The 26659-nt window shown below is 73.5% G+C and carries 22 protein-coding genes; 7 read left to right on the top strand and 15 right to left on the bottom strand.

The genetic code is table 11. From position 1 onward, the window contains the following. Positions 1 to 4: 4 nt before the first annotated feature. Positions 5 to 1570 carry a CehA/McbA family metallohydrolase gene (locus AC069K_RS20700; protein WP_478618296.1) on the top strand — a complete coding sequence of 522 codons (1566 nt, stop codon included), beginning with the start codon at positions 5 to 7 and terminating at the stop codon, positions 1568 to 1570. A gap of 309 nt (positions 1571 to 1879) precedes the next feature. Here AC069K_RS20700 and AC069K_RS20695 read toward each other — a convergent pair whose 3' ends face one another. The 8 genes from AC069K_RS20695 to afsR all read right to left on the bottom strand — a co-directional run bounded on the left by AC069K_RS20695 (position 1880) and on the right by afsR (position 13430). Beyond that, positions 1880 to 3340 carry an aldehyde dehydrogenase family protein gene (locus AC069K_RS20695; protein WP_478618293.1) on the bottom strand — a complete coding sequence of 487 codons (1461 nt, stop codon included), beginning with the start codon at positions 3338 to 3340 and terminating at the stop codon, positions 1880 to 1882. Beyond that, a complete protein-coding gene (locus AC069K_RS20690) occupies positions 3337 to 5079 on the bottom strand; it encodes an N-acyl-D-amino-acid deacylase family protein (RefSeq protein WP_478618290.1) in 1743 nt (580 codons plus the stop codon). Before AC069K_RS20690 ends, AC069K_RS20695 begins: the two co-directional genes overlap by 4 nt. Positions 5080 to 5611: 532 nt before the next feature. Next, positions 5612 to 6739 (bottom strand): LLM class flavin-dependent oxidoreductase, encoded by a 1128-nt coding sequence (locus AC069K_RS20685; protein WP_358835534.1) that lies wholly within the window; start codon positions 6737 to 6739, stop codon positions 5612 to 5614. A gap of 151 nt (positions 6740 to 6890) precedes the next feature. Continuing rightward, on the bottom strand, positions 6891 to 7676 hold the full coding sequence (locus AC069K_RS20680; RefSeq protein WP_478618285.1) for an SDR family NAD(P)-dependent oxidoreductase: 786 nt from the start codon (positions 7674 to 7676) through the stop codon (positions 6891 to 6893). 11 nt (positions 7677 to 7687) lie between these two features. Further along, positions 7688 to 8593 (bottom strand): LLM class F420-dependent oxidoreductase, encoded by a 906-nt coding sequence (locus tag AC069K_RS20675; protein WP_365100315.1) that lies wholly within the window; start codon positions 8591 to 8593, stop codon positions 7688 to 7690. A 191-nt stretch (positions 8594 to 8784) separates the two neighbouring features. After that, positions 8785 to 9192 carry a PaaI family thioesterase gene (locus AC069K_RS20670; protein ID WP_478618282.1) on the bottom strand — a complete coding sequence of 136 codons (408 nt, stop codon included), beginning with the start codon at positions 9190 to 9192 and terminating at the stop codon, positions 8785 to 8787. 692 nt (positions 9193 to 9884) lie between these two features. Continuing rightward, positions 9885 to 10163 carry a hypothetical protein gene (locus tag AC069K_RS20665; protein ID WP_358832786.1) on the bottom strand — a complete coding sequence of 93 codons (279 nt, stop codon included), beginning with the start codon at positions 10161 to 10163 and terminating at the stop codon, positions 9885 to 9887. Between the two features lie 300 nt (positions 10164 to 10463). Further along, complete coding sequence (gene afsR, locus AC069K_RS20660) at positions 10464 to 13430, bottom strand: SARP-family global regulator AfsR (RefSeq protein WP_365100265.1); 2967 nt, start codon at positions 13428 to 13430, stop codon at positions 10464 to 10466. A 383-nt stretch (positions 13431 to 13813) separates the two neighbouring features. On the opposite strand from afsR, the gene AC069K_RS20655 reads away from it, so the two are divergent. Continuing rightward, the gene (locus tag AC069K_RS20655) at positions 13814 to 15040 is read left to right on the top strand and encodes an amidohydrolase family protein (RefSeq protein WP_478618740.1); all 1227 of its coding nucleotides are present in this window, start codon (positions 13814 to 13816) and stop codon (positions 15038 to 15040) included. An 88-nt stretch (positions 15041 to 15128) separates the two neighbouring features. Here AC069K_RS20655 and AC069K_RS20650 read toward each other — a convergent pair whose 3' ends face one another. Together AC069K_RS20650 and AC069K_RS20645 are read right to left on the bottom strand one after the other, a co-directional pair. After that, positions 15129 to 15338, bottom strand: a complete 210-nt coding sequence (locus AC069K_RS20650) for a DUF397 domain-containing protein (RefSeq protein WP_365100263.1) — start codon at positions 15336 to 15338, stop codon at positions 15129 to 15131. Beyond that, positions 15335 to 16162, bottom strand: a complete 828-nt coding sequence (locus AC069K_RS20645; protein WP_365100262.1) for a helix-turn-helix domain-containing protein — start codon at positions 16160 to 16162, stop codon at positions 15335 to 15337. Before AC069K_RS20645 ends, AC069K_RS20650 begins: the two co-directional genes overlap by 4 nt. Before the next feature lie 106 nt (positions 16163 to 16268). On the opposite strand from AC069K_RS20645, the gene AC069K_RS20640 reads away from it, so the two are divergent. Beyond that, entirely contained in the window at positions 16269 to 16496 is a 228-nt protein-coding gene (locus AC069K_RS20640; protein ID WP_478618275.1) for a hypothetical protein, read from the top strand. A 213-nt stretch (positions 16497 to 16709) separates the two neighbouring features. Here the strand turns inward: AC069K_RS20640 and AC069K_RS20635 are convergent, their stop codons facing one another. Continuing rightward, positions 16710 to 18320, bottom strand: a complete 1611-nt coding sequence (locus AC069K_RS20635) for a FadD3 family acyl-CoA ligase (RefSeq protein WP_478618737.1) — start codon at positions 18318 to 18320, stop codon at positions 16710 to 16712. A 151-nt stretch (positions 18321 to 18471) separates the two neighbouring features. Here AC069K_RS20635 and AC069K_RS20630 point away from each other — a divergent pair, with 151 nt between their 5' ends. Genes AC069K_RS20630 through AC069K_RS20620 form a run of 3 tightly spaced genes read left to right on the top strand, consistent with a single transcriptional unit; the run spans position 18472 to position 20834 of the window. After that, complete coding sequence (locus AC069K_RS20630; protein WP_478618734.1) at positions 18472 to 19614, top strand: lipid-transfer protein; 1143 nt, start codon at positions 18472 to 18474, stop codon at positions 19612 to 19614. Positions 19615 to 19623: 9 nt separating this feature from the next. Beyond that, complete coding sequence (locus tag AC069K_RS20625; RefSeq protein ID WP_478618272.1) at positions 19624 to 20061, top strand: Zn-ribbon domain-containing OB-fold protein; 438 nt, start codon at positions 19624 to 19626, stop codon at positions 20059 to 20061. Next, positions 20058 to 20834, top strand: coding sequence for an enoyl-CoA hydratase/isomerase family protein (locus AC069K_RS20620; RefSeq protein WP_478618269.1), 777 nt, complete (start codon positions 20058 to 20060; stop codon positions 20832 to 20834). The genes AC069K_RS20625 and AC069K_RS20620 overlap by 4 nt, the downstream gene beginning before the upstream one ends. Before the next feature lie 87 nt (positions 20835 to 20921). Here the strand turns inward: AC069K_RS20620 and AC069K_RS20615 are convergent, their stop codons facing one another. The 3 genes from AC069K_RS20615 to AC069K_RS20605 all read right to left on the bottom strand — a co-directional run bounded on the left by AC069K_RS20615 (position 20922) and on the right by AC069K_RS20605 (position 24965). After that, positions 20922 to 21476, bottom strand: coding sequence for a hypothetical protein (locus AC069K_RS20615; protein WP_478618266.1), 555 nt, complete (start codon positions 21474 to 21476; stop codon positions 20922 to 20924). Positions 21477 to 21629: 153 nt separating this feature from the next. Next, the gene (locus AC069K_RS20610) at positions 21630 to 23966 is read right to left on the bottom strand and encodes an outer membrane protein assembly factor BamB family protein (RefSeq protein ID WP_365100244.1); all 2337 of its coding nucleotides are present in this window, start codon (positions 23964 to 23966) and stop codon (positions 21630 to 21632) included. A gap of 222 nt (positions 23967 to 24188) precedes the next feature. After that, positions 24189 to 24965, bottom strand: coding sequence for a VOC family protein (locus tag AC069K_RS20605; protein ID WP_478618263.1), 777 nt, complete (start codon positions 24963 to 24965; stop codon positions 24189 to 24191). Positions 24966 to 25308: 343 nt separating this feature from the next. Between AC069K_RS20605 and AC069K_RS20600 the strand changes: the two genes are divergently transcribed. Continuing rightward, on the top strand, positions 25309 to 25956 hold the full coding sequence (locus tag AC069K_RS20600) for a TetR family transcriptional regulator (RefSeq protein ID WP_358832769.1): 648 nt from the start codon (positions 25309 to 25311) through the stop codon (positions 25954 to 25956). Between the two features lie 191 nt (positions 25957 to 26147). Here the strand turns inward: AC069K_RS20600 and AC069K_RS20595 are convergent, their stop codons facing one another. Continuing rightward, positions 26148 to 26636 carry a nitroreductase/quinone reductase family protein gene (locus tag AC069K_RS20595; RefSeq protein ID WP_478618260.1) on the bottom strand — a complete coding sequence of 163 codons (489 nt, stop codon included), beginning with the start codon at positions 26634 to 26636 and terminating at the stop codon, positions 26148 to 26150. Positions 26637 to 26659 lie beyond the last annotated feature (23 nt).

The following is a 26659-nucleotide window of genomic DNA, read 5'->3' as shown; positions in this document are numbered from 1 at the left end:
CGCCATGACCGGATCCGAGGACAGAGCCCAGGACACCGCGCGCGACACGGCCCTGGGTCGGCGCGGACTGTTCGTGACGGGCGCGGCAGCCGCGCTGACGCTGGGAACCGTGAGCTTCGCGAACGCGGCGCCCGGCGGGGGTGGTGGCGGTGGCGGTACCGGTGACGGTGGCTCCCGGGAGACGACCCGGGTCGTCACCGGCACCCTGCCGCCCGGCTCGCCCGACTTCGTGTACCTGCCGGTGGAGATCCCTCGCGGGGTGCGCGAGCTGGCCGTGGCGTACACGTACGAGAAGGCGGCCGTCCCGGCGGGCACGCCCGACAACGCCCTGGACATCGGCGTCTTCGACGAGCGCGGCACCGCGCTGGGCGGCCGGGGCTTCCGGGGCTGGTCGGGCGGGGCCCGCACCGAGTTCTTCATCCGGGCGGACGCGGCGACCCCCGGTTACGTGCCGGGTCCGGTGCGCGCCGGGACCTGGCACATCGCGCTCGGCCCCTACACCGTCGCGCCGCAGGGGCTGCCGTACACGGTGACGATCACCCTGAAGTACGGCGAGCGGGGCCGCACGCCCCGGCCCGTGTACCCGCCGACCCGGGCCAAGGGGCGCGGCCGGGCCTGGTACCGGGGCGACTGCCATCTGCACTCCTGGTACTCCGACGGCAGGCGCACCCCCGCCGAGATCGCGGCGCTCGCACGGGCGGCGGGCCTGGACTTCATCAACACCTCCGACCACAACACGCACGCCTCGCACCCCGCGTGGGAGGGGCTGTGGGGCGACGACCTGCTGATCCTCACCGGCGAGGAGATCACCACCCGCAACGGCCACGTGCTGGCGCTGGGCGTCGACCCGGGCACCTTCGTCGACTGGCGCTACCGCGCCCGCGACAACCGCTTCGGCCACTTCGCCCGGGAGATCCGGCGGGCCGGGGGCCTGGTCGTCCCGGCGCATCCGCACGGCACGTGCGTCGGCTGCAACTGGAAGTTCGGGTTCGCCGAGGCGGACGCGGTGGAGGTGTGGAACGGGCCGTACACCCCCGACGACGAGGTCTCGCTCCAGGAGTGGGACGGCACGCTGGCGGTGGCGGCGCGCTCGGGCGGGCGCTGGACCCCGGCGATGGGCAACAGCGACGCCCACCGGGACCCCGACCGGATCGGCGGCCCCCAGACGGTGGTCCTCGCCGACGACCTGTCCCGGGAGGCCGTCCAGGCGGGTCTGAAGGCGGGCCGCTCGTACGTGGCGGAGTCCTCGGCGGTCTCGCTGGCCTTCGGGGTGACGGGCGGGCGGGGCGAGCACGCGGGGATCGGGGACCGCCTGCGGGTGCCGTCCGACGCTCCGGTCACGGTACGGCTGGACGTCACGGGCGCACCCGGCTGCACGGCGTCGTTCGTGACGGACCAGGGGACGGTGTTCAGTGCGGGGGTGGGGGGTTCCGGGGCGGGGGGTGTGGAGTGGGGGACGACGAGTTCGTACGCGAGTTACGTACGGGCGGAGGTCCGCCACCCACCGGTGGTGCCGGGCCTGCCCGGACCGTTGGCGGCGTTCACGAATCCGGTGTTCCTGGGGGACTGATTCCGGCCAGGGGTTCGCGCGCGGGCCGGTGGGGGCTGCTCGCGCAGTTCCCCGCGCCCCTCAAAGGCCCGTTTTCGCCTGCGGGCGGGTGGCCGGTTGCTCGCGCAGTTCCCCGCGCCCCTGGGTAGTCCTCCGCACCCGGAGAACCCAGCTCAGCCCCATGCCTTTAGGGGCGCGGGGAACTGCGCGAGCAACCCACCACAACCGTCAGACGAACGAGGGTTTCCCAGGGGCGCGGGGAACTGCGCGAACGGGCCCCGTCGGCCCGCAGGCGGACCCCCGGCCCAGTCAGCCCCGCCCCGCAGGGGCTCACCCCGGCCAGACGATCGCCTGGAGCTCGCTGTACGCCTGCAAGGCGTACGACCCCACATCCCTCCCCACCCCGCTCCTCTTGAACCCCCCGAACGGCGCCTCCATGTTCCGCCCCACCGTGTTCACCCCCACCCCTCCCGCCCGCAGCCGGCGCGCCACGCGGAAGGCGCGGGCCACGTCGCCCGACCAGACGTAGTCGATCAGGCCGTAGTCGCTGTCGTTGGCCAGCGCGACGGCCTCCTCCTCGTCGTCGAACGGCACCACCGCCACCACCGGCCCGAAGATCTCCTCGCGGACGACGCGCATGTCGTTGGTGCAGTCGGCGAGCAGGGTGGGCGCCACATAGAACCCGCGCCCCAGCGGCGGCCGTTCACCCCCGGCCACCACCCGCGCCCCCTCCTTCCGCCCCAGCTCCACATACGCCTCCACCCGGTCCCGGTGCGCCGCAGAGATCACCGGGCCCACCACCGTCCCGGGGGCGGAGGGGTCACCCACCGGCAAGTGGCCCGCGTACAGCGCGAGTCGCGCCACCAGCTCGTCCTGTACCGACCGGTGCACCAGCACCCGCGTCGGCGCCGTGCAGATCTGGCCGCTGTAGAACGAGAACGTCGTGCCGATCCCCCGCACCGCCGACCCCAAGTCCGCGTCCTCGAACACCAGCGCCGCCCCCTTGCCGCCGAGCTCCATCAGCTGGCGTTTCATCCCCCGGCCGCACACCTCCGCGATGCGCTGCCCGACCGCCGTGGAGCCGGTGAAGCTGACCATGTCGACGTCCGGGGAGTCCACGGCCGCCTCCCCCACGGCCGGGGCGGAACCGGTGACGACGTTCACCACGCCCGGCGGCACCCCCGCCTCCGCGAGCGCCTCGGCCATGCGGAAGACGGAGAGGGGGTCCTGGGGGGCGGGTTTCACCACCACCGTGTTGCCCAGGGCGAGCGCGGGCGCGATCTTGCCCGCCGGGTTGGCCCAGGGGTTGTTGTACGAGGTGACGCAGGTGACCACGCCCACCGGCTGCCGTACCGCGACCGCCCCGAAGACGCCCGCCCTCCCCATCGGCCCGGCCTCGTTGATCTGCGGCGGTACGGCGCTCTCGACCGGTTCCAGGGCGCCCCTGGCGTACCGCCGGAAGCGGGCCGCGCCCACCGCGACCTGCATCCCGCGCGCGGTGGCGGTGGTGGCGCCGCTCTCGGCGCGGGCGAGTTCGGCGTACGGGGTGAACTCGCGCTGGATGACGTCGGCCGCCCGGTCGAGGATCGCGGCACGCTGTTCGGGGGCGGTGCGGGACCAGCCGCCGAAGGCCTCGCGGGCCGCCGCGGCCGCCGCGTACACCTGGGCGCGGCTCGCCTCGGGGGCCAGACCCACCACCTCCTCGGTGGCGGGGTCGACGATCTCGTACCGCCCGCCGTCGGGCTCGACCCACTCGCCCCCGAGGAACAGTTTCGGCTCGTACACGCTCACTTGACCGACACCGTCCTCGTGTCGCGGCCGGAGCGCAGGACCGTCCCCGGCACGGCGCCGGTCACCACGTCGTCGCGGATCGTCTCGACGCCGTTGACGCGGACCGAGACGACGCCGATCGCCTTGGAGTCCAGGCGGGGGCTCCGGCCGGGCAGGTCGTGGACGAGGGTGGCGGGGCCGGCCGCGACGCGTTCGGGGTCGAAGAGGACGAGGTCGGCGTGGTAGCCCTCCTCGATCCGTCCGCGCTCGCGCAGCCCGAACAGCCGGGCCGGGTCGTCGCTGAGCATCTTCACCGCCTGCTCCAGCGGTACGAGGCCGCGTCCGCGCAGGCAGTCCCCGAGGAAGCGGGTGGTGTACGGGGCGCCGCACATCCGGTCGAGGTGGGCGCCCGCGTCGGAGCCCCCGAGCAGGACGTCCTCGTGCTGCCAGGTCTCCTGGCGCAGCGCCCAGCTGGCCGGGTCGTTGTCGGTGGGCATCGGCCACAGCACGGTCCGCAGCCGGTCGTGGGCGCAGATCTCGACCAGGCAGTGGAAGGGGTCCTGGCCGCGTTCGGCGGCGATGTCGCGCACCACGCGTCCGGTGAGCGAGGCGTTGGCCTCGGAGTAGGTGTCGCCGATGACGTACCGGCCGAAGTCGGCGAGGCGCCGGAAGACCCCGGCCTCCTTGCTCTGGGCGCGGCGCAGCATCTCGGCGCGTACGGCCGGGTCGCGCAGCTTCGCGATCCGCTCGGGGACGGGGAGGTTGAGGATCTCCCCCCAGCCCGGGATGAGGTTGAGGGCGCAGAAGGTGCCGAGCGACATGTTCATCGGGGTGAGGATCGGCATGGTCAGCGCGACGATCCGGCCGCCCGCACGGCGGGCGCGCTCGCTGGCGGCGAGCTGGCGCGGGACGCGTTCGGGGACAGCCGCGTCGATGGTGAGCACGTTCCAGTTGAGGGGACGCCCGGCGGCGGCCGACATCTCGACCAGAAGGTCGATCTCCTCGTCCGAGAACTGGTCGAGGCACCCCGCCACGATCGCCTCGATCTGGGTGCCCTCGTGCTGCCCGACCGCCCGTGACAGGGCGAGGAGTTCGGCGGGGCGGGCGTGCCGGGAGGCGACGGGGCGGCCGTCGCCGTCGGAGTGGGTGGACGACTGGGTGGTGGACAGGCCCCAGGCGCCGGCGTCCATGGCGTCGTGGAGCAGGCGCAGCATCGCGTCGAGCTGGGCGGGCGTGGGGTCGCCGCCCACGGCGTCGGGGCCCATGACGTAGCGGCGGAGCGCGCAGTGGCCGACCATGAACCCGGCGTTGACGGCGATCCGCCCTTCGAGGGCGTCCAGGTACTCCCCGAACGTCGACCAGCTCCAGTCGACCCCGTCCTCCAGGGCCTTGAGCGCCATGCCCTCCACCCGGGCCATCATCCGCCGGGTGTAGTCGGCGTCCTCGGGGCGGCCGGGGTGGAGGGGGGCCAGGGTGAAGCCGCAGTTGCCGCCGGCGACGGTGGTGACGCCGTGGTTCATGGACGGGGTGGCGTACGGGTCCCAGAAGAGCTGGGCGTCGTAGTGGGTGTGGGGGTCGACGAAGCCGGGGGCGAGGACGAGGCCGTCGGCGTCCTCGCTGGTGCGGGCGGTGTGGGGGGCGAGGGTGCCGGGTTCGGCTATCGCCTGGATGCGGCCTGCTCGGATGCCGATGTCTGCGGGGTAGGCCTGGGCGCCGGTGCCGTCGGCGACGGTGGCGCGGCGGATCAGGTGGTCGAGCATGTCCCTCTCCCTCACGTGGGTGTCCCCGGCCGGGGCCGTTCGGCGGGCCGCCGCCGTTCTGGCCTCCGGCCGGGGTACGGGGCGGCGTTCCGGGAGGGCGCCGTCCCGCGCTTGTCGGAGCCCCCACCCCGCCCCTTCCCTAAACCCTCCGGGGGCCGGGGCTTCCGTCTGCGGGTTGTGGTGGGTTGCTCGCGCAGTTCCCCGCGCCCCCAAAAGGCCTGACTTCGTCTGCGGATCGGTGGGGGCTTCTCGCGCAGTTCCCCGCGCCCCTAGGTAAGTCCCCCGCACCCGGAAAACCCAGCTCAGCCCCATGCCTTCAGGGGCGCGGGGAACTGCGCGACCAGCCCACCACAACCCGCAGACGAACGAGGGTTTCCAGGGGCGCGGGGAACTGCGCGAGCGGCCCCCACCGGCCCGCAGACGAACCCCCGGCCGAGAAGGGGCGCGGGGAACTGCGCGAGCAACCCACCACACACCCCCGCAGCCGCCCGCCGGGCCTGACCCGAGGGGGGGTTCGGGGCGGAGTCCCGAGTCAGACTCCCGCCGACCCGCGGAATCGGGTCGTCCTGTGCACCGGATCCGTATCGATCTTAGGAATCACATGCTCCCCGATCAGCCGGATCGTGTTCATCGTGTCCTCATAGGGCACCCCGATGGGCAGCCCGAACGACAACTGGTCCGCCCCCGCCTGCTCCCACCGCTTGCACTGCCGCGTCACCTCCTCCGGATCACCGCAGATCATCAGCTCCTCCGCGATGAGGAGTTCGATGATCTCGGTGGTGTACTCGGGCAGCAGCTCGGGCCACTCCGGCACGCCCTCCGGGCGCGGGAACGTGTCGTGGTAGCGGAAGACCAGGGACTGGAGGCGGTTCAGGCCGCCCGCCGCCGCGATGGCCACCGCCTTGTCGTGCGTCTCCGCGCAGATCGCCGTGGACGTGACCATCACGTTGTCGTTGACGAAGTCGGAGATCGGCTCGGCCTCCCGGATGGCCGTCTTGTACTGCTCCAGGACCCACTCCATGTCCGAGACCTTCTGGACGGAGAAGCCGAGGACGCCGAGGCCCTTCCTGGCGGCCATGGCGTACGACGACGGGGACCCGGCCGCGTACCACATCGCGGGGTGCGACTTCCCGTACGGCTTGGGGAAGATCTTGCGCGGCGGCAGCGACCAGTGCTTGCCCTGGAACCCCACGTACTCGTCCTGGAGCCACATCTTGGGGAACTCCGCGATGGTCTCCTCCCAGATCTCCTTGGTGTGGTTCATGTCGGTGACCCCCGGCATGAACCCCAGGATCTCGTGGGAGCCGGCGCCCCGCCCGGAGCCGAACTCGAAGCGGCCCTCGCTGAGGTGGTCCAGCATCGCGACCTTCTCCGCGACCTTGACCGGGTGGTTCACCGCCGCCAGCGGGTTGAAGATGCCCGAGCCGAGGTGGATGCGCTCGGTGGCGTGGGCGAGGTAGCCGAGGAAGACCTCGTTGGCGGACAGGTGCGAGTACTCCTCCAGGAAGTGGTGCTCGGAGGCCCAGGCGTACTTGAAGCCGGACTTGTCGGCCTGGATGACGTACTCGGTCTCCTCCATCAGCGCCTTGTGCTCGGCCTGGGGGTCGACCGACGAGCGTGCCACGGGCACGTAACCCTGTACGAACAGCCCGAATTCCAAGGCGGTTCACCGTCCCTGTCGTCGTCACCACGTCTGGTCAGTTTCTGACGTACCGTCAGATATCTGGTGCTGCGACTGTTCCACCGGGCCTCCCCGCCCGTCAATACCTGATGCGCGGTCAGAAGGCGGTCGGAAGGCCGGGAGGACACCGTCAGAACACGCTCACGCCCGCCAGCCAGCCCCCGTCGATCACGAACGGCTGGCCCGTGATGTACGCGGAGTCCTCGCTGGTCAGGAAGAGGGCGAGGGCCGCCACCTCCTCGGGCCGGCCGATCCTGCCCAGCGGCACCAGCCGCTTGTAGAGCCCGGCCACCGCCTCCCCGGCCGCCGCCGGATCGGCCGTCGGGTCCAGGGCCGCCGGGTTGGTCATGGGGGTGTCCACGGCGCCGGGGCACACCGCGTTCACCCGGATCCCCTTCGCCGCCAGCTCCACCGCCGCGACCCGGGTGAGGCCGAGGACGGCGTGCTTGGTGGCGGCGTAGGCGCCGACGTAGGCCATGCCCGTCAGCGCGGTGTACGAGGCGGTGTTGACGATGGTGCCGCCCCCGGCCGCCTCGATCTCGGGCGCCGCGTGCTTGATCCCCAGGAACGTCCCCACCTGGTTCACCTGGACGACCTGCTGGAACTCCTCCAGCGGCGTGGCCACGAGTTCGTTGAAGCGCAGGATGCCCGCGTTGTTCACCAGTCCGTCCAGGTGCCCGAAGGTCTCCGTGGCCGTGGCGATCGCGGCCCGCCACTCCTCCTCCCGGCCCACGTCCAGGTGCACGAACCGCGCCGCACCGGCGCCCAGCTCCTTGGCCACGGCCTCGCCCTGCTCGTCCAGGACGTCCGCGACCACCACCTTCGCCCCCTCGGCCGCGAAGAGCCGCGCCTCCTGCTCCCCCTGCCCGCGCGCCGCGCCCGTGACGAGGACGACCCGCCCGTCCAGCTTGCCCATGTCCGTACTCCCTAGCTCAGATGGGGGGCCACATCGGCGGCGAACGCCGCGATCTGGTCGGTGAGTTCGGCGCGGCCGCGCGAGCGGAAGCGCAGCTGGACCTGGTGGACGCCGAGCGCGGCGTACTCGCGCAGGGAGTCGGCGAGGGCGTCCGGTTTGCCGCTGAGGGTGCGGCGCCCGAGGTCCCACCGCGCCTCGCCCACGTACAGGGGCTCGGCGATGGCGCCGACGCAGAACGGGCCGTCGAGCCCGGCCCGCTCCCGCAGCTCGCGTATCCGCGCGATCTGGTGCGGCAGCTTCTCCCGCGGGTCGCCCTGCGGGAGCCAGCCGTCGCCGCGCAGGGCCGCCCGGCGCACGGCGGCGGGCGAGGAGCCGCCCACCCAGACGGGCACCCGCTCCTGCGCGGGGCGGGGCCGCTGGCCGAGGCCGGAGAAGGAGAACCGTTCGCCGTGGAACTCCGGGAACTCCTCCGGCCCCAGCGCCGCCCGCAGCGCGTCGATCGACTCGTCCAGCACGCCGCCCCGGCCGGTGAAGTCGGCGCCGAGGACGTCGAACTCCTCCTGGACGTGCCCGGCTCCCACCCCCAGGATCAGCCGGCCGCCGCTGAGGTGGTCGAGGGTGGCGTACTGCTTGGCGGTGAGGAGCGGGTGGCGCAGGCCCACCACGGCGACGTGGCTCAGGAGCCGGGTGCGGGTGGTGAGGGCCGCCAGGTAGCCCAGGGTGGCCACCGGGTCGTACCAGGTGGTGCCCATCGCGCTCGCCAGTCGGCGCGGGATGGCGACGTGGTCGCAGGTGGCGAGGTAGTGGAAGCCGGCGCGGTCGGCGGCCCGCGCGATCTCGGCGAGGTCGTGCGGGGTGGCTCCGGCTTCCCAGGGTTCGGCGTAGAGGGTGCTCTGGGACTGGATGGGAAGCTGCATCCCGTAACCGAGCCGCCCCCCGGTCGGTGTGTGCGCGTACGGGTCCACGGTGGCGCCTCCTCGGTCCGGACGGGCGCCGGGGGAACTGACGCCGCGTCACGTCGACTCGTCCGTGCCCATCGTGGTATCTGATGGACCGTCAGACAAGCCCTCGTGCGGACCCCTCGGGAGGCGTACGGTCAGGCGTACGGTCAGTCGAGGAGCGCGTAGACCGTGCTCGCCCGGGCGGCCGGCTCGTCCGCGCCCTCGGCGGTGAGGGTGATGTCGGCGAACGCCATGCGCCGCCCCAGTTTGGTGACCCGCGCCTCGACCAGCACGTCCGCGCCGACGACCGGGCGCTGGAAGCTGGTCGACTGCTGCACGGTGGTCATGGGGCCGTACGCGTCCCGGGCGGCCGAGACGGCGATGACGGTGGCGGTGTCGGCGGCGGCCATCAGCGCCTGCCCCGACATCCCCCCGCCCTCCCGGGCCAGCCGCGCGTCCCACGGCAGCCGCAGCACGGCGTGCCGCGCCCCGACCTCCTCGACGACCAGCCCGAGGTCGAGCACCCAGGGGGCGAAGTTCTCGACGAGGATCTTCTGTGCGGTGCGGGCGTCCATGAGGGGATGGTGACGGGGACGGCGGCCCGGGGGCAAGGCCACCCACGCCCCTTCGGCAGGCGAAGCCCCCGCGACCCGTCCATCGGGTGACCGGCCGCAGGCGGCGGGAGGCCAACCCGCGCGCGGCACGCACGCCGAGGCACGGCAGCGGGCCGCGCGCAGGACCGAAGCCCCGAGCCCCGGGCCCCGCACGCACGGCGAAGCGCCTGCGGCACGTCCGGCTCACCACCGGGCGCAGGCCGCGCGAGGCCCGGCCGCGCCAGGCACGTCCGGCCGATGATCGTGCGCAGGCGGTGGCAGGTCCGCCCATGCGCGGGCGCGCACGCCGAGGCGCGGGCCGCGCGCAGGACCGAAGCCCCCGAGCCCCGGGCCCCGCACGCACGGCGAAGCGCCCCGCGGCACGTCCGGCCGCGGGGCGCTTGGTTCCCCCGTGCTTCCCCCGTTCCCCCCGTTCCCCCGTTCTCCCCCCGTGTCCCCCGTACTTCCCCCGTGCTCCCCCCGCCGGGGACGCGCACCCCCAAGTACGCGTCCCCGACGATCCCCCGTGCCCCCCCCGTTCCCCCGTGGCCCGGTGGTTCCCCCGTGGTTCCCCCGTACGTCCCCCGTACGTCCCCCGTGTGTCGCCGGCCGCGGCGACCCCCCCTCCGCGTCGCCGCGGCCGGTCCCCGTCCAGCGGTGGTGCTCGGGGGTGCTCAGACCTCTTCGGAACCGGCGTGGTTCTCCTGGGGCTTGAGCACGTCCGTACCGATCAGGCCCGCGTGGTTCTCCATCGGCTTGACCGGACCGCCCACGCCCACCAGACCGGCGTGGTTCTCAAGGGGCTTGATGGTGGCGTCGCCACCGAGCAGGCCCGCGTGGTTCTCCATCGGGACGATGGTGCCCGTCCCCGTACCCGCGCCGGAGCCCGGGATCCCCGCGTGGTTCTCCTGCGTCGTGGTGTCGCCGGTCTCGGGCTTGTTACCGTCACTCATCGTGTTCAGCTCCCCTGAGTTGCTGCATGTCGTGCTGTGAACGGTGCCCGCCCGGCGGCTCCCCCGAGGGTCGCCGGACGGGCACTGCAAGGGCCGTCCACAGTAACGGGGAGGCCCACCGTCGACCCGCCTGCCCCCCGACGCGGCGGATCGTTGAGTAGAAGAGTGCCGAGGGGCGATAAACGAAGGCTAAACGGCGTCGGCAACCCCTTGGACGGCACCCGGACGGCCGCCCCCGCGCGGCGCGCGCGAAGCCGCCGCGCCGCGCGAAAGGCCAGGTGGCGGCGGGTGCGGCAGCCGCTACGCCGCCGCCGTCAGACTCAGCAGCTGCCGTACGTCCTTGGCCTCCGCCGCACCCGTCGACTCGTAGATGGCCAGCGCCTCGCGCCAGCAGGCGCGCGCCCGGTCGGCCTGGCCGAGCTGGTCCAGGGCCCGGCCCAGCGTCGTCAGGACGTTGCCGCGCATCCACTCGCCGCCGATGCAGCGCAGCGCCAGCGCCTGCTCCGCGTGCTGGGCCGCCCGCGCCGGGCGCCGCGCCGCGAAGTGGGCCTCGGCGATGCGGAAGTGGGTGGTGCCCTCCCACAGGCGGTGCCGGTTCTCCTGGAAGACCTCCAGGGCCTGGCCGAGCTGGGAGAGCGCCTCGTCGAGCCGGCCCGCCCGGGTGAGCGCGATCCCCAGCGCGAAGCGGCCGTTGGCGCACCGCAGCGCCAGGCCCATCTCGCTGAAGATGTCCAGCCCGCGCTGGGCGAGCTCGACCGCGCTCGCCGTGCGGCCCATGTTCACGTGGATACGGGAGAGGTTGCACAGCGCGCTGGCCTCGCCGGGCCGGTTGCCGTCGGCCCGGTAGTTCTCTATGGCCTCCTGGAGGAAGCGCTCGCCGTCCGCGTGCCGGTTCTGGTAGAACGCGATGATCCCGCGGTCGGTGGGCGCGGCCCCGGCCGGCATCGGATCGCCGGCCTCCCGGGCGAGCAGCGCGGAGACCCGGGCCTCCTCGTCGGCCTGCTCGAAGCGGCCGGAGACGAGCAGCACGGTGGAGAGCGCGAGCCGGGCCCGTCCCTCGGCGAGCGCGTCGCCCCGCCGGTGCCCGGCGTCCCGTACCGCCACCGCCGTCGTCTCGTACTGGCGCGAGTTGGCGCCCGACTCGGCGAGGTCCTTGGCCGCCCACAGCAGGTCCACCGCGCGCCGCAGCATCGCCGGGTCGGCCGCGCACTGGTGCAGGCACGCCAGCAGGCAGTTGGCCTCCGCGTACAGCCAGTCCACGGCGGCGTGCCCGTCGGCGAAGGCGAGGCCGGGGTACCGGGTGGGCGCCAGGTGCTCCACCAGCCGGTCGCCGGGCCGCTCGATCGCGTACACCCGGGCGGCCGTGGCCAGATAGAAGTCGAGCAGCCGCGACATGGCCTCGGCCCGCTCGGAGGGCGGGTCCTCGTCGCGCTCGGCGCAGGCACGCGCGTAGAGCCGTACGAGGTCGTGGTAGCGGTAGCGGCCGGGAGCCGCCGATTCCACCAGGCTGGTGTCGACGAGGGATTCGAGGAGGTCCTCGGTCTCCTGGAGCGGCAGGTCCAGGACGGCGGCGGCCGCGGCCAGCGAGATGTCCGAGCCGTCGGGCAGCCCGAGCAGCCGGAAGGCGCGGGCCTGGGCGGGCTCCAGCTGGCCGTAGCCGAGTTCGAAGGTGGCCTTGACGGCGAGGTCGCCCGCCTGGAGCTCGTCCAGGCGGCGCCGCTCGTCCGCGAGCTTGGCGGCGAGGACCGAGACGGTCCAGGTGCGCCGGGAGGCGAGCCGGGAGGCGGCGATACGGATGGCGAGCGGCAGGAAGCCGCAGGCGGCCACCACGTCGAGGGCCGACTGGCGTTCGGCGCTCACCCGCTCCTCGCCCACGATCCGGGTGAAGAGCTGGAGGGCCTCCTCCGGGGACATCACGTCCAGGTCGACCAGGTAGGCCCCGGCCAGGTCCAGCATCCGGATGCGGCTGGTGACCAGCGCGGCGCAGCCCGCCGTGCCGGGCAGCAGGGGGCGGATCTGGGCCGCGTCGCGGGCGTTGTCGAGCAGCACCAGGACCCGGCGGCCGTCGAGGGTGGAGCGGAACAGGGCCGCGCGCTCCTCCAGCGAGTCGGGGATGGACGCGTCGGGGGTGCCGAGCGCCCGCAGGAACGCGCCGAGCACCGCCTCGGGCTCGCAGGCGCGCGGCCCGGTGCCCTGGAGGTCGACGTAGAGCTGGCCGTCGGGGAAGTGAGGGCGGGCCGCGTGGGCGACGTGCACGGCGAGCGTCGTCTTGCCGACCCCGCCGATCCCGGCCAGCGCGGAGACCGCCATGACGGTGGACTCGGCGGCGGCGAGCCGTGCGGACAGCTCCTGGACGAAGGCGACCCGGCCGGTGAAATCGGGCACGGACGCGGGCAGTTGGGCCGCCCGGACGGGTGCCGGGGCGGCCGGGGCCTCGGCGGGCCGGGCCAGGTCCTCGTCGGCCTGGAGGATGCGCTGCTGGAGCCGGGCGAGCTCGGGGCGCGGGTCGACGCCGAGCTCGTCGGCGAGCAGGCGCCGGGTGTCGGCGTAGACCGCGAGGGCCTCGGCCTGGCGTCCGCTGCGGTAGAGCGCGAGCATCAAAAGCTCCCGCAGCCGCTCGCGCAGCGGGTACGCGGCGGTCAGCGCGGTCAGTTCCGAGACGGCCTCGGCGTGGCAGCCGGCGTCCAGCTCCATGTCGAGCCGGGCCTCGGTGAGCTGGAGGCGCCACTCGACGAGCCGGGTGCGCTCGGTGTCGGCGTGCGGGCCGGGGATGCCGGCCAGCGGCTCGCCGGTCCACAGCGCGAGGGCGGCCTTGAGCAGGTCGCGCGCCCGCGTCTGGTCGCCGCCGGCCCGCGCCTTCTCGGCCTCGGCGGCCAGCTCCTGGGCCTCGGCGAGGTCGAGGACGCCGGAGTCGAGCCGGATGGCGTATCCGCCGGACTCGCTGACCAGGACGCCGGGCCCGAGGGCCTTGCGCAGCCGCGAGGCGTACGTCCGTACCGCGGCCAGGGCCTGCGAGGGCGGCTCGTCGCCCCAGATGGCGTCGATGAGCTCGGCGGCGGTGGCCGTGCGGCCGTCGCGCAGCAGCAGGGCGGCGAGCAGGGCCCGCTGCTGCGGTGAGCCGGACGGCAGGGCCTCCGGGCCCCGCCAGGCGCGTACGGGTCCGAGCACGCCGAAGCGCAGGTCCGCGGTGTCCGCGGCCTGGCCGGCGTCCACCGCCGAAACCGGAGCCCGCTGCTCCGGAATGCGCGGCTCGCCGTTTCGGTCCATAGCGACCCCCTGTGCCCCCGTAGCGCTGGTAATGCCCGTGCCAGTCTGCCCTGTCCATGGCATGCGCGTCAGCTACGGGTGACGCTCCGCACAAGGCCTCCGCACACTTTCGTTACAGGTCACCGGCGCCTGTCCACGGCCGCGCCCGGGGACGGACGGATGTCGCGGGGCGGGGGCGGAGGGGCGAATGGCCGACGAGTGACGGGTGAGTGGCCGAGGTGCGACCGGTGCGCGGGTCCGGAGGAGCGACCGGCTCCGCCGCCCCGCGCCGCGAGCGCCCCGGACGGACTGGCTGACGGATCGTCAGATCAGGTCTACCGTGAGGAGCCATGGAGACCGTCGAGCACGTCGAGCACGTCGAGCACGTGGAGACCGTGGAGCACGTGGAGACCGTCGAGAGCTTCCCGAGGATCATCTCGGTGGACGACCACACGGTGGAGCCGCCGCACGTCTGGCAGGACCGGCTCCCGTCGAGGTACCGGGACGCGGGCCCGCGCATCGTCCGCGCGCCCCTCAAGGAGATGACCTTCCTCGGCGGCAGGTTCGCGCCGGTCATGGGCGCCCCGGGCGACGAGGGGCCGGTGGGCGACTGGTGGGTGTACGAGGACCTGCACCGCCCGCTGACCCGGCTGGACACGGCGGTCGGGTACGCGCGGGACGAGATCCGCCTCGAAGTGATCACCTACGAGCAGATGCGGCCGGGTTCGTACAGCGTCCCGGAGCGGCTCGCGGACATGGACATCAACCACGTCCAGTCGGCGCTGTGCTTCCCCACCTTCCCCCGCTTCTGCGGCCAGACGTTCACGGAGGCGTCCGACCGGGAGCTGGGGCTGCTGTCGGTGCGGGCGTACAACGACTGGATGGTGGAGGAGTGGTGCGGCCCCGAGGCGCACGGCCGGCTGATCCCCCTCACGCTGATCCCCCTGTGGGACGCGGAACTCGCCGCTGCGGAGGTACGGCGCAACGCGGCGCGGGGCGTGCGGGCGGTGGCCTTCTCCGAGATCCCGCCGCATCTGGGGCTGTCCTCCGTCCACACGGACTACTGGGACCCGTTCCTGGCGGCCTGCGACGAGACGGGCACGGTGATCGCGATGCACATCGGCTCGTCCTCCCGCATGCCGTCGACCTCAGCGGACGCGCCTCCGGCCGTCGGCTCCACGATCACCTTCGCCAACTGCTGCTTCTCGATGGTCGACTGGCTGATGAGCGGCAAGTTCGAGCGCTTCCCCCGGCTGCGGGTGATGTACGCGGAGGGCCAGATCGGCTGGATCCCGTACATCCTGGAGCGCGCGGACGTGGTCTGGGAGGAGAACCGCGCCTGGGGCGGAGTGGCGGACAAGGTCCACCGCCCCCCGTCCGAACTCTTCGCGGACCACGTCTACGGCTGCTTCTTCGACGACGCCTTCGGACTGCGGAACCTGGGGGCGATAGGGGTGGGCAACGTCCTGTACGAGACGGACTACCCGCACTCGGACTCCACCTGGCCGAAGTCCAAGGAGGTCGGGGCGGCCCAGATGGCGCACCTCCGGCAGGACGTGGTGGAGCGGATCGTGCGGGGGAACGCGATCGGCCTGCTGGGGCTGACGGAGACGGGGCTCTGGGCGGGGTAGCGGGACCCGCCCGCACATGAGGACCCGCCACTCCCCACGGAGACGGGAGTGGCGGGAGGATGCCGCCGGTACGCGCCCGGCCGGGCACTCAGGCGTGGTCGAACCAACCTGCCTTGACGCCTGAGACGAAGGAAGAGTAAGCCTCGGCACGGAGGTCGAGGACGGGACCGTCCGGGCGCTTGGAGTCACGGACGGGGACCACGCCGCGCGCGGCGGCGACGGTGTGGGCGACCTCGACACACTGGCCGCCGTTGTTGCTGTACGAGGACGTGAACCACTGCAGATGTTCGGTCGTCACGGGGTGCCCTTTCGTAACCTGCTGATCATGGCCACTGCCTCCGCCTGGGAGGGGGATTCGCCTTGCAGTTGATGGTAGGCCGTCAACAGCGGGAGTACGAAGGTGGATTCGCGCTCCAGATGCCCTCGATGGGCGGATTCCGCGTACGACACGAGTGACCGGTCCGGCAGCGTCAGGATCGTGACGGGCAGGTCGAACGGGCGACGGTCTCCCATGCTGAACGGGGCCACCTGGAAGAGCGTGGTCGGCAGGTCGGCGAACTCCAGCAGCCGCGCCAACTGCGCGTCCATGACGTCCGGCTCCCCGATGGGCCGACGGACACAGCTCTCGTCCAGCACCGCGTGCACCAGCGGCGGGGGCGTGCGGTCGAGGGCGGCCTGCCGTTCGGCGACGAGCGCGATCCGCTCTTCGGCCTGCTCGTGGGTGATCGCCCCGCGCTTGACCGCGCTCCGGGCGAGCACGGCGGCGTACTCCTGCGTCTGGAGCAGACCGGGAATGACCCCGACCTCGTAGAGCCGGACCTCCGCCGCCCGCGCCTCGTGCTCCACGAACTGCGGGAAGCCCTCCAGTAGTCCGGTGTTGCGGACCTTCCGGTACGCGCGCTCGAACGCGTCGCCGGTGCCGAAGGCCTTGTCCGCACTGCGCGCGAGGCGAAGAGTCGGCAGTTTGCGACCAGTTTCCACCGCCGAGATGTGCGTACTGGAATAGCCCATGCGCTCGGCGGCCTCCTCCTGCGTCCACCCCCGCTCCTCCCGCACGCTGCGCAGACGTGCGCCGAAGGCGGCTTGGGGCGAGCTGTCGGGATCCAACTCCTTGCGGTTCAAGGGGCGTTCACCGGCCTTCCGTGCCGTTCTGACAGGTTGAGGGGTTCCCGCTGCGCGGTCACGCTGAATCCACAGAGTAGTGCCATCACTACGGAGAGGAGTGGCCATGCCCGACGAGAACGGGCCCGCCCAGAGGCCCGCGACCTACATGGCGGACACCGCGAACGACGACCGGATCGGCGTGGTGCAGCACCGCTACGAGGGAAGCGTCTACCTGCGACCCCCCGGCGGCGGCACCGAATGGGCCACGTCCCCCACGGCCCTGAGACCCCTGACCCCCACAGAACTCCACCGGGCCCGCGTACTGGACACCCCGATCGGGGGCGGATCCTGATGTGGGCACTTCCGGTGGGGATTCCGAGAATCCCGCAGATTCCGGTTCCGGGGGGTGCGGGGGACGGCCCGGGTCCGGCGGACGCGGCGGAGGCGGGGGACGGCTCGGCGCCGGGGAGCGAGGGGGAAGCTGAACGGTCCGGCATCGGTCATCGGATGTCCTCTCCGTGGCAGGGGCCGCCCCGGAAGCTGTAGAAGTCGAGGGGTCCCCCGGCTACACCGCACCGGGAAGGCCCGGCCCCGGCGGAACCTCCCTCAGCGTCCCCTTCACCACCTTCCCCGACGCGTTCCGCGGCAGCTCCCCCACGAACACCACCTCCCGCGGCACCTTGAAGTTCGCCATCTCCCGCCGCGCCCAGGCGATCAGCCCGTCCGCCGTCAAAGAAGACCCCTCCCGGCGCACCACGAACGCCCGTCCCACCTCCCCCAGGCGTCCGTCCGGCACCCCCACCACCGCCACGTCCGCCACCTCCGGGTGGAGTCCGAGCACCTGCTCGATCTCGGCGGGGTAGGCGTTGAACCCCCCGACGATGAACATGTCCTTGATCCGGTCGGTGATCCGCAGGTTGCCCGCCGCGTCGAGGACTCCCACGTCCCCCGTCCGCAGCCACCCGTCGGGCGTGATCGCCCGGGCCGTCTCCTCCGGGTCCTCGAAGTACTCCCGCATGACGGTGAATCCCCGCACCTCCACCTCCCCGGGCTCTCCCGCGGGTGCCCGCACGCGTACCTCCGTCCCGGGTATCGCCCGCCCCGACGTGGCCGCGACCACCTCCGCCGGGTCCTCGCGCCGGCACATCGTGACGATGCCGCTCGCCTCGGACAGCCCGTACGCCGTCAGGACCGTCCCGATCCCCAGCTCGGTCCGCAGCCGCTCGACGAGCCGCAGGGGGACGACGGCCGCGCCGGTGACCACGAGCCGCAGCGCGGACAGGTCGTGGGCCGCGCGCGCCGGGTGGTCCAAAAGGGACTGGTGGAGGGTGGGCGGGCCGGGCAGGACGGAGATGCGCTCGGCCGCGATGTTCGCCAGGACCGCCTCGGCGTCGAACACCGGCTGCGGCACCATCACCGCCCCGCGCATCAGACAGGCGATGATCCCCGCCTTGTACCCGAAGGTGTGGAAGAAGGGGTTCACGATCAGATAGCGGTCGCCCTCCCGCAGCCCCGCCAGCTCGCTCCACAGGGCGTACCCCCGCAGCGTCTGCGCGTGCGTGATCACCGCCCCCTTGGGCCGGCCGGTCGTGCCGGACGTGAAGACGATGTCCGAGGGGTCCGAGGGCTCCACCGAGTCCGCCCGCTCCCGCACCTCCCGCGCCGGCACGCCCTCGCCGCCCGCCAGGAAGTCCTTCCACGTCCGGAAGGACTCCGGCGCGTCCTGCGCCAGCACCACCACCTGCTCCAGATGCGGCAGCCCCGGCAGCGGCCCGGTGCCCTCCCCCTCGGCGGCGGCGCTGCGCAGGGTCGCGACATAGGAGGTGCCCAGGAACGTCCCCGTCACGAACAGCAGCCTCGCCCGGCTGCGCTCCAGGACGTACGCGGCCTCCGACCCCTTGAACCGCGTGTTCAGCGGGACGAGCACCGCCCCGGCCGTGACCGCGCCGAGCGCGCTGACGATCCAGTCGAGGGTGTTGGGCGCCCACACCGCGACCCGGTCGCCGCGCTCGACCCCGGCCGCCATACAGGCCGCCGCCGACCGCTCCACCCGCTCGCCCAGTTCGGCGTACGAGACGCGGACGCGGCCCTCGACCACGGCCTCCCGCTCCCCGTACCGCGCCGCGGCGCTCCGTACGAGCCCGGGGACCGTGCCCCACTCCAGGTCACCCCGGATGTCCGCCCGTGTGTCCGCCCCCATGGCAAGCCCTCCCGCTGACGGTAGCCGTACACGATAGCTGACTACCCGTCAGATTAGCTGTAGCCTTCCTCGCTGTCAGCAGCAACAGCGGCAGGGACACACGGCTGTGCGGAGGTGGCGGGTGTCGATGCTCAAGGACGCGACGGCGATCGCGGGCATAGGCCGGACGGAGTTCGCGCGCCGGCTCGGCGACTCCGAGAAGAAGCTGGCCTGCCGGGCCATCCTCGCGGCGCTCGACGACGCCGGGATACCCCCCGGCGAGGTCGACGGCTTCGCCTCGTACACGATGGAGGAGACCGATGAGGTGGAGATCGCCAAGTCGATCGGCGCCGGCGACGTCACCTTCTTCGGCAAGGTCGGCTTCGGCGGCGGCGGTTCCTGCGCCACCGTCGCCCACCTCGCCGCCGCCGTCGCCACCGGCCAGGCGAGCGTCGGGGTCGCCTGGCGTTCGCGCAAACGCGGCAGCGGCCCGCGCCCCTGGACCAACACCGCGGTCCAGCTCCCCACCCCCGCGCAGTGGACGCGCCCGTTCGGGCTGCTGCGCCCCGCCGACGAGATCGGCATGCTGGCCCGGCGCTACATGCACGAGTACGGCGCCACCCGCGACCACCTCTTCAACGTCGCCCTCGCCTGCCGCAACCGCGCCAACCAGAACCCGGCCGCGATGATGTACGAGCGGCCCCTGACCCGCGACATGTATATGACCTCGCGCTGGATCAGCGAGCCGCTGTGCCTCTTCGACAACTGCCTGGAGACCGACGGCGCGCTGGCCTGCGTGATCGTCTCCGCCGAGCGCGCCCGCGACTGCCGGCAGAAGCCGGTGTACGTGCACGCCGCCGCCCAGGGCCTGCCCGCCCAGCACCACGGCATGGTCAACTACTGGAACGACGACCCGCTGACCGGTCCCGCCTGGACCGCCGCCCGGCACCTGTGGAAGCAGGCCGACTTCGGCCCCCAGGACGTCGACGTCGCCCAGATCTACGACGCGTTCACCCCGCTGGTGCCGCTCTCCCTGGAGGGGTACGGCTTCTGCGGCCGGGGCGAGGGCGGCGCCTTCACCGAGGGCGGCGCCCTGGAGATCGGCGGACGGCTGCCGCTCAACACCGGCGGCGGCGGCCTCAGCGAGGCGTACGTCCACGGCTTCAACCTCATCAACGAGGGCGTCAAGCAACTGCGCGGCACCTCCACGGCCCAGGTGCCGGGCGCCGCGACCTGTCTGGTGACGGCGGGCGAGGGCGTTCCCACCTCGGCCGTCCTGCTGAGGAGTTGAGGAGTCCGGATGCTGACCCCGGTGACCGACGACGACGGCGCCCCCTTCTGGGAGTACGCCGCGCGCGGCGAACTCCGCGTCCAGGCGTGCGCCGCCCCCGGCTGCGGACGGCTGCGCTTCCCGCCCCGGCCGTGCTGCCCGCACTGCCACTCCTTCGACAGTGAGTGGCGCGCGATGTCCGGACGCGGCCGGATCTGGTCGTACGTCCTCCCCCACCCCCCGCTCCTGCCGGAGTACGCGGCCCACGCCCCGTACAACGTGGTGGTGGTGGAGCTGGCCGAGGACCCGCTGATCCGCCTGGTCGGCAACGTGGTGGCCGAACCGGACGCGCCGCTGGACTCGGTGGCGCCGGAGCGGCTGCGGATCGGGGCGCGGGTGCAGGTCGCGTTCACCCGGGCGGACGGCAACGGCATGACCGTCCCGCGCTGGCTCCTGGAACGCCCATGACCCTGTCCGTCGTACGGGACGAGAAGACCGGCGTCGCGGTGGTGACGCTGAACCGCCCCGAGAAGCACAACGCGATCGACCTGGAGACGGCGGCGGAACTCGCCGCCGCCTGGCGCGGCTTCCGCTACGACGAGGCGATCCGGGCGGTCGTGCTGACCGGGGCGGGCGGGAAGGCGTTCTGCACGGGCATCGACCGCGCGGCCGAGGTCCCCCAGCCCACCTCCCCCTACGCGATCGACGACCCCCTGCTCACCATCGGCCCGAAGGCGAACGACCTGTGGAAGCCGGTGATCGCGGCGGTCCGCGGGATGGCGTGCGGCGGGGCGTTCTACCTGCTGGGCGAAGTGGAGTTCGTGATCGCGGCCGAGGACGCCACGTTCTTCGACCCGCACACGACGTACGGCATGGTCAGCGCGTACGAGTCCGCCCACCTGGCCACCCGTCTGCCCTTCGGCGAGGCGGCGCGCCTGGCCCTGATGGGCACGGCGGAGCGCGTCTCGGCCCGCAGGGCGTACGAGACGGGGCTGGTGAGCGAGGTGACGGCCCCGGGCGAGGAGGTGGGGGCGGCGCTGGCGTGCGCCGGGACCCTGGCGTCCTACCCCACCGGGGCGGTGCAGGGAACCGTGCGCGCCCTGTGGACCACCCGCGCCCCCGCCCTCGCGGACTCCTTCGCCCACGCGCCACACCTGATCGCCCTGGGCAACCTGCCGGCGGAGCGGCAGGGGGAGTTGTTCGGGCGGAGGGGGAAGGGAAAGGGGCTCAGGGTGAGGTGAGCGCCGGGGGCGCGGCACCTCTTCGCCCCCGGGTCACGCCTGCCCGCCTCTTCGCCCGCGGGCCGTGCGGCCCCGGCGCTCCGGGCGTCAGCTCCACTCCATGACCTGCGTCAGCCGGCACTCCTGGACCTCCGCCACCCGCGCCGGCTCCCTCATCGGCACCTCCACGTTCCGCGACTCGCCCGCGTCCAGGGTCACGAACGTGGATCCGGTGTCGATCCTCTTGTCGGCCGGCCCGAGGAAGTCGACCTCCAGGCGGTAGCGCCGGTTGTCGCTCGCCAGCGGATCGGCGGTGACCCGTACGGTCGCCGACGTGACCGCCCGGCGCTTGCCCTCGGCGGGGGCGACACAGGTGACGACGCTCCCGGCGGGCGAGGCCGAGGGGGACGGGGCCGGGGTCGGGGTCGGACTCGGGGTGTACCGCGACCCGGAGCCGGAGCCGGATCCGCCGGTGCTGTCGTAGTCGTCGTCGTCCGTGTGCCGGTACCCCGACCCCGAACTCGAACTGCCGTTGCTCTTGTGCGAGTTGGAGCAGCCGCCCCCGCCACCGCCGCTCTTGCCGTGCCCGTGCCCGGAGAACCCGGTGAGCGCGAGCACCACTCCTGCCAGTACGGCCGTGAACCTCATCCGTCGACGCAGCATCGCGCCCCCACCCCCCGTAAGAACCCTGCCGAAGCCGCGACCTGTCGAAGGCCGCGGAAACCGCCGACACCGTAACAGCGGGGGCCGGCGGGGCCGCGGGCCGCCCGGGGGCCGCCACACGATCTCCTCGGCGCCCCCGTCGTCCCCCCACGGCTACCTCGCCGAAGTCGCCGTGCCCTTCACCGCGTCCAGCGCGTACACACAGCGGTCCTTGCTACAGGCATAGACCACGCCGTTGCGCGCCACCGGCGAGCCGGTGATCTCGCCGCCCGTGGCCAGCTTCCAGCGGAGCTGACCGCCCGCCGCGTCCAACGTGTAGAGGCAGTGGTCGGCCGAGCCGAAGTGGATGCGGCCGTCGGCCACCACCGGGGCGCCCACCACCTCCGCGCCCGCCGCGAAGCGCCACTTGGGGGTGGAGGTGACCGCGTCCAGGGTGTAGAGCGCGTTGCCGCTGCCCACGTGGATGTTGCCGTCCGCCACCAGGACCGGCTCGATGGACTGGCGGGACTCCGTCGCGATGCGCCAGCGGTCCTTGCCGGAGGCCGCGTCCAGCGCGTACACCGTGCCGAGGTAGTCCGCCAGGTACACCCCTCCGCCGGCCACGGCCGGGCCGGGCGCGAAGGTCGGCGGGCAGAGGAAGACCGCCGGGGCCTCGAAGTGCCAGCGGACGTGGCCGCTGGCGATGTCGATCGACAGGACCCGGGTGCCCGCCGACACGTACACATAGCCGTCCGGCGCGGGCGCCAGACGGACCGGGACGCCGCCGCACGAGGCCGCGTCGCCCACCGGGTACGACCAGCGCTCGGTGCCGGTACGCGCGTCGAGGGCGCGCAGGCGCGCGTCCTGCCACACGTACACCGTGCCCTCGTGGATGACCGGGCCGGCCTCGGGGGTCTCGAAGTCGCTCTGGGCGCCGGTGATCTCCCACAGCTTCTCGCCGTTGGCGGCCTCCCAGGCCTGCACCCCGCCGCCCCGGGTCGCGGTGACGATCGTGCCCCGGGAGGCCTTCAGGGCGTAGACCCAGGCGTCCGTCGGCAGGCGCCACAGCTCGCGGCCGTCCGTCGCGTCCAGCGCGTAGAGCGTGGGGCCGTCCGAGGCGTGGATACGGCCCGCCTCCACGGCCATCGCCCAGGCGACGTCCCGCGTCTTGAACTGGCGCCGGCCGCTGCCCACGTCCAGCGCGTGCACCTCGAAGGAGGTGACGTAAAGCAGGTCGCCCGCCACGGCCGGGGTGCCCCACACGTCGTTCGACATGCGGAAGCGCCAGGGCCGCCAGCGGCCGGGCTGCTCCGAGGCGCGCGACGGGGGCGGGACGGGGGGCGCCGCCGCCGGTGCCCCGTTGGCCGGGGGCCGGTCCGGTCTGCCCAGGGGGCCGCCGGCCGGGAACCTGACCCACCCCGTGGCGGGGCTGGCCTCGGCCGCCGCGCGCGTCTGGTCCAGGACCCGGGGCCCGGGTCCGATGGCCACCTTCGCCCCGGCGAGGCGGACCGGCCCGTCCGGCACGGCCTCCGGGAGGGAGGGCTGGTGCGGGGGCTGGTAGGGCGGGCGGGGCGGCGGCGAGGGGTCCGGGTCCTGGACGCGCGCGACGGGCTTGGCGCGGCCGCCGCCGCGGCGCTGCTCGATCATCGCCACCGAGCGGTCGGGCAGCCACGCGGAGGCGGTGCCGCTGTCGTCCGAACCGCCGAAGAGGTGCGGGGCGAGCTGCGCCTGGAGGTCCTCGGGCGAGGGCCGCAGCGCGGCCTCCATCTGCATACAGGACTCGATCAGCGGGCGCAGCTCGTCGGGCAGCCCGGCGAGGTCGGGGCCCTCGCGCAGCAGCATGAAGACGGTCTCGACCGGGTTGGCGCCGTGGAAGGGGGCGTGGCCGGTCGCGGCGAAGACGAGCGTCGAGCCGAGCGAGAACACGTCGCTGGCGCCGGTCACGCTGCGGGAGTCCTTCGCCTGCTCGGGCGACATGTACGCGGGCGTGCCCACGGCCACGTTCGTCATGGTCAGCCGGGTGTTGGAGACGCCGGAGGCGATGCCGAAGTCGATGACGCGGGGGCCGTCCTCGACCACCAGGACGTTGGAGGGCTTGAGGTCGCGGTGGACCAGGCCCGCGCCGTGGATGGACTGAAGCGCCTCGGCGATGCCGGCCGCGAGCCAGCGCACCGCCTGGGCCGGGAGCGGCCCGCACTCGTTCACTATTTCTTCCAGCGAGGGCGCCGGGACGTACGCGGTGGCCAGCCACGGCACGGCCGCGCGCGGGTCTGCGTCGACCACGGCCGCCGTGTAGAAGCCGCTGACGGCCCGGGCCGCCTCCACCTCACGGGTGAAGCGGACCCGGAACAGCTGGTCCTCGGCGAGCTCCGTGCGCACCGTCTTGATCGCCACGCGGCGGCCGGACGCCGAGCGCGCCAGATAGACCAGCCCCATGCCGCCGGCACCGAGCCGTCCCAGCACCTCGAAGGGGCCGATACGCCTCGGGTCGTGCTGCGTCAGCTGCTCCACTTGCCTGCCACCTCCCCGTACGGGCCTCAAGTATCAACGTGTCGCAACGAGGCCCCGTGCAGCGTCTCACGCGACACCCCGATTCTTCCTGCCGGAGGCACCCGGTGGCCAACCCGTGTACGGATCGGGATGTCTCATCCCTATCCGGACACCCCCCGGACCCGGCCCCACCCTCCCCACCTGCGAAAACACCCGACGCGCGCCCCGCGCGCTCCCCCCGCCTCACTCCTTCTGGAGGATGGCGAAGCTCGCCCCTTGGTCATCGGCGAGGACCGCCATGCGGCCGTACGGGATGTCGACGGGCCCGGCGGTGACCCGGCCGCCCAGGTCACGGCAGGCCGTGGCCGTGGCGTCGCAGTCCCGGACCGCGAAGTGGACGAGGAAGTGGTCGGGCATCTCGGCGGGGAAGGCGTCCCCCAGGAGAGCGCGGCCGCCGAAGGCCGTGCCGGGGCCCGGCGCGGAGCCGGCGGGCGACCAGGTGCGGTAGTCGCCCTCGGTCTCCTCCAGGTCCCGGCCCTCGAAGCCGAAGACCGCCTCGTAGAAGCGGTCGGCGCGGGCCGTGTCCCGTGCGTACACCTCGGTCCAGCAGAAGGAGCCCGGCTCGCCGCTCTTCTCGAAGCCGGGGTGCGCCCCGGCCTGCCAGAGGCCGAAGACCGCGCCACCGGGGTCGGCGGCGACCGCCATCGTCCCGTACGGAGGGACCTGGACCGGGTCGGTCACCAGCTGGCCGCCCGCCGCCCTGATGCGCACGGCGAGCGCCGCCGCGTCGGGGGCCGCGAAGTAGACGCCCCAGGCGGTGGGCATCCGCCCGTCCCGCTTGGGGACGAGCCCGGCCACGCGCCGGCCGCCGCTCAGCGCGGTCGTGTAGTGCCCGTACCTCTCCTCCGCGTCCTCGTCGAAGGTCCAGCCCATCAGCGCGCCGTAGAACCGCTTGCCCGCCGCGAGGTCGGGGAGCGTCACATCGGCCCAGCACGGCGCGCCTTCCGGATATCCGCCCATGCGCCCGGTTCCTTCCTGGGGTGGCCCCGCCCCGGGTGCGGGGACGGGACGCGGGTGCCGCTACGCGGTGAAGCTAACGGGCCCGTCCGCACCCCGCACCGGCACAAATAGAACAAATGAGCTGCATTGCCCCCACTCTATGCGCCCGCGCCCTTTTCCCGCACGGGTTGTCCACAGAGCGTGTCCACAGGCTGTTGATAACACCATTCGAGTGGCGGACGGGCGCACGAGGAAGCCGGGCCCGCGGCCGCGGCGAGGCCGTTCCCGCGGCGGCCGTCAACCCCCGGCCCCCATTTGCAGTCGGCCGAATCGCGCTCCGATCACCCCTCGGTAAGCTGACGGCATGACAGGACAAGTACGCACCGTCGACGGCCGCGTGGCAGGCCGACGCGGCCAGGCGACACGGCAGAAGCTGCTCGACTGCCTCAGCGAGATGCTCAGCTCCTCGCCGTACCGGGACGTGAAAGTCATCGATGTGGCGCGGAAGGCGGGCACTTCACCCGCGACCTTCTACCAGTACTTCCCGGACGTCGAGGGCGCCGTCCTGGAGGTCGCCGAGGAAATGGCCAAGGAGGGCGCGGCGTTGACCGCCCTCGTCGAGGGCCGCTCCTGGGTCGGCAAGGCCGGCTGGCAGACGGCGGAGGAACTGGTCGAGGGGTTCCTCGACTTCTGGCGCAAGAATGACGCGATCCTGCGGGTGGTGGACCTGGGCGCGGCCGAGGGCGACAAGCGGTTCTACAAGATCCGCATGAAGATCCTCAACTCCGTCAACAACTCCCTTACGGACGCGGTGAAGGAGCTCCAGTCGAAGGGCAAGGTCGACAAGGACATCAGCCCCGCGGCGATGGCCGGCTCGATCGTCGCGATGCTCGCGGCGGTCGCCTCGCACCAGAAGGGCTTCCAGACCTGGGGCGTCAAGCAGGCCGAGCTGAAGCCGAATCTGGCGCTCCTCGTGCATCTGGGCATCACCGGCAAGAAGCCCACGAGGTAGCGGCGCCGGACGCGGCCCGCGGGCCGTCCGGTCCGCGCCGGGGCGCACGTCCCGGCGCCGGTACGGAGAACCGCTGCGGCGCGCCCCCGTCCGCCCTTCAAGTCCTGTCACGCCGACGGAGGTTCACCGAGGTGGACCTCCGCCGGCTTTCGCGTTCTCCGGGCCGTAGTCCGGGCCTCGGTCCAGGGGTCCTAGTTGGGGCCGTCCTCCGTGCCGTTCCCCGGCGCCCGCCCGCCGCCCTCCCTCCGCTCCAGCCGGAAGAGCCGGATCTCGCGCTCGACACGGGCCTGGTACGCGGCGTACGGGGGCCAGAACTCCAGCGCCGCCCGCCAGGCCGCCGCGCGCTCCTCCCCCGTGAGCAGCCGGGCCCGTACCGGCACGTCCCGCCCCTTCCAGCTGATCTCGGCGTCCGGGTGGGCCAGCAGGTTGCCGGTCCAGGCGGGGTGGCCGGGGCGCCCGAAGTTCGACCCGACGAGCACCCAGGTCCCGCCGTCCTCCGGCATACAGGCGAGCGGCGTCCGCCGCGCGAGCCCCGAGGCGGCCCCGCGCGCGGTGAGCACGACCCCCGGGAGCATCCGCGCGCTCGGCAGCACCCGGCCCCGGGTGAGCCGGTGCACGGCCCGGTCGAGGGCGGGGACGACATGCGGGGCGACCTTCGCGAACGCGCGCGTGGAGGACACCTTCCGGACCAGGCGCACACCGC

The organism is Streptomyces sp. NPDC043908 (assembly GCF_056435525.1).
The sequence above is the reverse complement of the archived record's forward strand: the minus strand, read 5'-3'. Positions and strand labels throughout refer to the sequence as shown.

What these genes read in the sequence shown, in the direction of transcription:
- AC069K_RS20700 (WP_478618296.1), top strand. Translation starts at nt 5, where the DNA reads ATGACCGGATCCGAGGACAGAGCCCAGGACACCGCGCGCGACACGGCC.
- AC069K_RS20690 (WP_478618290.1), bottom strand. Translation starts at nt 5,079, where the DNA reads ATGCTCGACCACCTGATCCGCCGCGCCACCGTCGCCGACGGCACCGGC.
- AC069K_RS20680 (WP_478618285.1), bottom strand. Translation starts at nt 7,676, where the DNA reads ATGGGCAAGCTGGACGGGCGGGTCGTCCTCGTCACGGGCGCGGCGCGC.
- AC069K_RS20675 (WP_365100315.1), bottom strand. Translation starts at nt 8,593, where the DNA reads ATGCAGCTTCCCATCCAGTCCCAGAGCACCCTCTACGCCGAACCCTGG.
- AC069K_RS20670 (WP_478618282.1), bottom strand. Translation starts at nt 9,192, where the DNA reads ATGGACGCCCGCACCGCACAGAAGATCCTCGTCGAGAACTTCGCCCCC.
- AC069K_RS20665 (WP_358832786.1), bottom strand. Translation starts at nt 10,163, where the DNA reads ATGAGTGACGGTAACAAGCCCGAGACCGGCGACACCACGACGCAGGAG.
- afsR (WP_365100265.1), bottom strand. Translation starts at nt 13,430, where the DNA reads ATGGACCGAAACGGCGAGCCGCGCATTCCGGAGCAGCGGGCTCCGGTT.
- AC069K_RS20640 (WP_478618275.1), top strand. Translation starts at nt 16,269, where the DNA reads ATGCCCGACGAGAACGGGCCCGCCCAGAGGCCCGCGACCTACATGGCG.
- AC069K_RS20630 (WP_478618734.1), top strand. Translation starts at nt 18,472, where the DNA reads ATGCTCAAGGACGCGACGGCGATCGCGGGCATAGGCCGGACGGAGTTC.
- AC069K_RS20625 (WP_478618272.1), top strand. Translation starts at nt 19,624, where the DNA reads ATGCTGACCCCGGTGACCGACGACGACGGCGCCCCCTTCTGGGAGTAC.
- AC069K_RS20620 (WP_478618269.1), top strand. Translation starts at nt 20,058, where the DNA reads ATGACCCTGTCCGTCGTACGGGACGAGAAGACCGGCGTCGCGGTGGTG.
- AC069K_RS20615 (WP_478618266.1), bottom strand. Translation starts at nt 21,476, where the DNA reads ATGCTGCGTCGACGGATGAGGTTCACGGCCGTACTGGCAGGAGTGGTG.
- AC069K_RS20605 (WP_478618263.1), bottom strand. Translation starts at nt 24,965, where the DNA reads ATGGGCGGATATCCGGAAGGCGCGCCGTGCTGGGCCGATGTGACGCTC.
- AC069K_RS20600 (WP_358832769.1), top strand. Translation starts at nt 25,309, where the DNA reads ATGACAGGACAAGTACGCACCGTCGACGGCCGCGTGGCAGGCCGACGC.